Here is a 4437-nt window from a genome sequence, read left to right as displayed (position 1 = left end):
GATCCTCGGGTCTGCGCGCGTCGCTTCGCTCCTCGCTCCGCCCGTGGTGATGACGACCGCGATAAGCGTCTCAGCTAATCGCCGAGGCGTGGGACCTGCCAACGCACACTAACCAGGTCAAAACTTCTGCGTTAAGGAACTAAGCCCAATGACCCAAGACAGCGGCAAGCGAGATGGCCGCCATCGCAAGCAGCGCCAGCTTCCAGAAATCGCCGCGTCGCTTCAGCCCCGGCCAGCCCAGCGGCTTGATGACCTGGATCAGCATGATGCCGCAGATGACTAGGGCGAGCAGTTTCGTCATGCTGCCTTTGACCAGCAACGATGGCGGCTGTCAAAGCTGTTCTTGCGGCCTTCGGGCCGAGCACCTCCTGACAGGAATCGGCTTCATCCAGCCCTGCGGGGGGCACCGTGCCGCCTTCTTCCGTACCCTGCCAACCTCCTGACAGACTGCTGTCAGGAGGGGTGTGAGATACTCTTCTCATCGAAAGAGAGGAGTGAGGTCATGAACGGTTTTACCATCCTGCGCAGCGTGCAGCACTATGTCGGCCGGATCCGCACCGTGCGCAACGAGATCCGCACCCAGCGTTTCCTGAACACCTTGCCGGCGGACATCCGCAAGGACATTGGCTGGCCGGACCTTTACACGGGCCGCGTGCGCGAAAACTGAAATTTTGCCGCCGCGACTTGGATTGTGGCGACACCGCGCCCAGATGTATTGGCGGCCAGTGATGTTGAGTACAGGGAAGAAGCCTTTGTTTGCCGGTAGCTTGCCGCAGCCTCCTGACAGTATGTTGTCAGGAGGAATGCGGTATTTGGAGCGGCTTCGATCCTGACAACAACGAACATGATCCGGAGTAATCTGCGTATGGTAAAAAGCTGGAACGACAGGCTGAACACGCCACGCATCAACGGCATCAAACCGTCGCCGCGCACGGTCGGCGATGTCGTCGAAGGCCAGTCGATGCTGGTGCCGACCGCGCGCAAGCGCGAAGGGCTGAAGCCATAAACCCCGAGGGAGAAACCGATGCGCCGCGCCGACAGGCTTTTCCAGATCGTGCAGCATTTGCGGGGTGGCCGACTGGTCACCGCGCAGAAGCTCGGCACGTGGCTCGAGGTTTCCGAGCGCACCATTTACCGCGACATAGCCGACCTGCAGTCGACCGGAGTGCCGATCGACGGGGAAGCGGGCGTGGGCTACATGATGAGGGAAGGTTTCGACCTTCCGCCGCTGATGTTCACACGTGACGAGATCGTGGCGCTGGTTGCCGGCGCCCGCATGGTGCGCGCCTTTGGCGGCGCCGCGATGGCAAGGGCCGCCGACGAGGCGCTGGTCAAGATCGGCGCGGTGCTTCCCGATACCGAGAAGGACCGCATCGCCCGCACCGAGATCCACACGCCGATGTGGGTGGTGAGCGACGCCGCGCGCGAGGCGATCGACCTGATCGAGCGCGCCGTCGAGAAACGCCAGGTGCTGACCATCGACTATTCCGACGAGGCCGGGCGCGGCACCGCGCGCGACATCAGGCCGCTCGGCCTGTGGTTCTGGGGCAAGGTCTGGACCCTGGTTGCCTGGTGCGAGATGCGCGACGATTTCCGCGCCTTCCGCATCGACCGCATCGCTTCGGTCGTCATCGCCGGCCGCACCTTCAAGCCGGAGCGCGGCAAGCAGCTCGCCGATTTCTACCGCGCCGTCGAGCGCTCGGAGGATTACGGCATGGCGCCCGACCGCGCCGCGCGGACGTGACTTCCTCCCGAGCGATTGTCCAACAAAAAAGCCCGCTCGAAGCGGGCTTTTTTGTTGATAGCCTCGGAAGGCTTACTCCTGCTCGTCGTCTTCGCCCTTGTCCTTCGACTTGAGCGCCGAGAGCTTGGCGAACACCGCGTTGGCATCGAGCTCCTGGTCTTCATCCTTCGGCTTCTCCGGCGCCGGCACCAGCCGTTCGGTGAGGGCGGCGGGCAGCAGCGTGTCGCCGACGGGCTGCGGCTGCTCGCGGCCGCGCGAGGCGCGGTTGACCTCGAGGTCGAGGTCGATCTGCGAGGTGAGGCCGAGCGTCACCGGATCCATCGGCTGCAGATTGGCCGAGTTCCAGTGCTTGCGCTCGCGGATCTGCTCGATGGTCGACTTGGTGGTGCCTACGAGACGGGCAATCTGCGCATCCTTGAGCTCGGGGTGGTTGCGCACCAGCCAAAGGATGGCGTTCGGCCGGTCCTGGCGCTTCGACAGCGGCGTGTAGCGCGGGCCCTTGCGCTTCGATTCCGGCACCCGAACCTTCGGCTCCGACAGCTTCAGCCGGTAGTTGATGTCCTTCTCGCCGCGCGCAATCTCGTCGCGCGTCAGCTGGCCGGTGATGATCGGGTCCATGCCCTTGATGCCCTGCGCCGACTCGCCGTCCGCGATCGCTTTGACCTCGAGCGGATGCAACCCGCAGAACTGCGCGATCTGCTCGAAGGAGAGCGCGGTGTTGTCGACCAGCCAGACGGCGGTCGCCTTGGGCATCAGCAGCGTATTGGCCATGTCAAAAATCCTTCTCGTTCGCCCGCGTTCCCGCGCGGGCGGTGGTTTTAGAGCCACCAAAATGGGAAATTCGCGGCCTGTATAAACGCTCCCTCGAATTTTCGCAATGTTTTTGGAAAAGGGCTGATTCACAGCCATTAAAAGACAAAACCCGCTGGACGAGGTCCAGCGGGCTTGGAACCGGAAACGAAGCAAGCGTCTCGACGGCTCTTGCTTGCCTATCCAGCCTGGCCCTGTGGCCGGGCTGGTTTTGATTACACCGCCTGACGGGCAATGCGCTCGATGTCGGCGCGGTTGATGCCGAGGTCGCTGAGCTGGCGGGCATTGAGCTTGTTCAATTCGCGCACGGTCTCGTTGTACATGCGCCACTTACGGAAAGCACGGATCGGGTTCATTTCAGTTTCTCCAGTCGTTTGATGAAATCGTTTGATGCCGCGTAAATAGGCATGCCTGCCCAAGAAATGAACGGACGCTTTTGCATGGCCGCAATGCGTTTTGTGCATTGCACCATTAACGATGCGTTCAGCTTGGAACAGGGGACAACGCGGACCGAGATTCAGGTCAGGCCGAGCCGAAAATGGTGGCGCTCGAGAACCGGAGCGGAGCGTACTTCCGCATGTCCCGGAAAAGTGGTTCCGGTTTTCCGATAAGGGACATGCGGTTCCAAAAAATACGTGAGCACCGGAAGCGCAGGAAGCCGCCGTTCGCAGGCCGGCCTCACCTGAACATCGGCCTATCTTACCCGACGTCGAGGACGATCTTGCCTATATGCTCGCCCTCTTCCATCCGCTCATGCGCCCGCCAGGCTTCGGTCAGGGGAAAGATCATGTCCATGACCGGAGCCACCTTGCGCGTGCCGAGCAGCGGCCATACCTGCGCCTCCAGCGCGGCGGCGATCGCCGCCTTGAACTCGACGGTGCGCGGACGAAGCGTCGAGCCGGTATGGGTCAGGCGCTTGACCATCAGCGTCGCGAAATTGGTGCTTGCGACAGCGCCGGCCTGCACGGCGATCTGGACGATCCGCCCCTCGACGGCCGCGGCCTCGTAGTTGCGCGCGACATAGTCGCCGCCGACCATGTCGAGGATGACGTCGGCGCCCTTGCCGCCGGTCGCATCCTTGACCGCGGCGACGAAATCCTCCTCGCGATAATTGATCGCCCGGTCGGCGCCGAGCTTGAGGCAGGCGTCGCATTTGTCCTTGCTGCCGGCGGTGGTGAAAACAGTGGCGCCGAAGGCCGAAGCAAGTTGGATGGCGGTGGTGCCGATGCCGGACGATCCGCCATGGACAAGCAGCGTCTCGCCCTTCTTGAGCCCGCCGCGCTCGAACACATTGTGCCAGACGGTAAAGTAGTTCTCCGGCACGGCCGCGGCTTCCGAATAGGTGAAGCCGGCCGGGATCGGCAGCACGCTGCCGGCATGGACCTTGACATATTCGGCATAGCCGCCGCCCGGCGTCAGCGCGCAGACCCGGTCGCCGATGCGCCAGCGCGATATGTCGTCGCCGAGCGCCGCGATCTCGCCGGCGACCTCGAGTCCAGGTAGGTCCGAGGCGCCAGGCGGCGGCGGATAGACACCCTTGCGCTGCTGCACGTCGGGTCGGTTGACCCCGGCTGCGTGCACCCGGATCAGCACTTCGCCGGGGCCGGGGACCGGCACGTCGCGGGTTTCCGGCTTGAGCACCCTGGGACCGCCGGGTTGCGAGATCGCGATGGCTGTCATCTTCTCCGGGATCTTGTCCTTGTTCGCCATCGCTGTCCCGTCTCCTCGAATCCTGTCTTGTCACAGTGGTTTGCATCGGCGCCCCTGCCCTATGTATGCTGATTGCCAAATCAGGCAAATGGCCAAGTAAGGGAGAAGCGACGATGGCGATCTTCGACGACGAACCCCGGAAGAAGGCGCGCCCGCACGAGATCGGGCAGGAC

Annotated in this window: 7 protein-coding genes; 3 read left to right on the top strand and 4 right to left on the bottom strand. The window is 63.2% G+C overall.

The genetic code is table 11. The features are described from left to right. Window positions 1–139: 139 nt before the first annotated feature. Window positions 140–301 carry a hypothetical protein gene (locus EOA27_RS24175; RefSeq protein WP_108702902.1) on the bottom strand — a complete coding sequence of 54 codons (162 nt, stop codon included), beginning with the start codon at window positions 299–301 and terminating at the stop codon, window positions 140–142. Window positions 302–502: 201 nt separating this feature from the next. Here EOA27_RS24175 and EOA27_RS24170 point away from each other — a divergent pair, with 201 nt between their 5' ends. The 3 genes from EOA27_RS24170 (at window position 503) to EOA27_RS24165 (ending at window position 1744) form a co-directional block, all read left to right on the top strand. Beyond that, window positions 503–667, top strand: coding sequence for a hypothetical protein (locus EOA27_RS24170; protein WP_116397974.1), 165 nt, complete (start codon window positions 503–505; stop codon window positions 665–667). A gap of 198 nt (window positions 668–865) precedes the next feature. Then, entirely contained in the window at window positions 866–1006 is a 141-nt protein-coding gene (locus EOA27_RS40890) for a hypothetical protein (RefSeq protein WP_189343388.1), read from the top strand. Between the two features lie 18 nt (window positions 1007–1024). Further along, complete coding sequence (locus EOA27_RS24165; RefSeq protein WP_042641559.1) at window positions 1025–1744, top strand: YafY family protein; 720 nt, start codon at window positions 1025–1027, stop codon at window positions 1742–1744. Window positions 1745–1816: 72 nt separating this feature from the next. Here the strand turns inward: EOA27_RS24165 and EOA27_RS24160 are convergent, their stop codons facing one another. The 3 genes from EOA27_RS24160 to EOA27_RS24150 all read right to left on the bottom strand — a co-directional run bounded on the left by EOA27_RS24160 (window position 1817) and on the right by EOA27_RS24150 (window position 4264). Beyond that, the gene (locus EOA27_RS24160; protein ID WP_126080829.1) at window positions 1817–2515 is read right to left on the bottom strand and encodes a DUF1013 domain-containing protein; all 699 of its coding nucleotides are present in this window, start codon (window positions 2513–2515) and stop codon (window positions 1817–1819) included. A gap of 254 nt (window positions 2516–2769) precedes the next feature. Continuing rightward, window positions 2770–2910: a DUF1127 domain-containing protein gene (locus EOA27_RS24155; RefSeq protein ID WP_071074868.1), complete on the bottom strand. Its 141-nt coding sequence runs from the start codon at window positions 2908–2910 to the stop codon at window positions 2770–2772. A gap of 343 nt (window positions 2911–3253) precedes the next feature. Next, window positions 3254–4264 carry an NAD(P)H-quinone oxidoreductase gene (locus tag EOA27_RS24150; RefSeq protein ID WP_126080828.1) on the bottom strand — a complete coding sequence of 337 codons (1011 nt, stop codon included), beginning with the start codon at window positions 4262–4264 and terminating at the stop codon, window positions 3254–3256. Between the last annotated feature and the right edge of the window lie 173 nt (window positions 4265–4437).

It is taken from the genome of Mesorhizobium sp. M2A.F.Ca.ET.037.01.1.1, from assembly GCF_003998075.1.
Classification (GTDB): Bacteria; Pseudomonadota; Alphaproteobacteria; order Rhizobiales; family Rhizobiaceae; genus Mesorhizobium.
Note: the sequence above shows the minus strand (reverse complement) of the source record. Positions and strands in the feature narration are given on the sequence as shown.

Coding starts and splice junctions, on each gene's coding strand:
- EOA27_RS24150 (WP_126080828.1), bottom strand. CDS start 4,264: ATGGCGAACAAGGACAAGATCCCGGAGAAGATGACAGCCATCGCGATC.
- EOA27_RS24175 (WP_108702902.1), bottom strand. CDS start 301: ATGACGAAACTGCTCGCCCTAGTCATCTGCGGCATCATGCTGATCCAG.
- EOA27_RS24155 (WP_071074868.1), bottom strand. CDS start 2,910: ATGAACCCGATCCGTGCTTTCCGTAAGTGGCGCATGTACAACGAGACC.
- EOA27_RS24170 (WP_116397974.1), top strand. CDS start 503: ATGAACGGTTTTACCATCCTGCGCAGCGTGCAGCACTATGTCGGCCGG.
- EOA27_RS40890 (WP_189343388.1), top strand. CDS start 866: ATGGTAAAAAGCTGGAACGACAGGCTGAACACGCCACGCATCAACGGC.
- EOA27_RS24160 (WP_126080829.1), bottom strand. CDS start 2,515: ATGGCCAATACGCTGCTGATGCCCAAGGCGACCGCCGTCTGGCTGGTC.
- EOA27_RS24165 (WP_042641559.1), top strand. CDS start 1,025: ATGCGCCGCGCCGACAGGCTTTTCCAGATCGTGCAGCATTTGCGGGGT.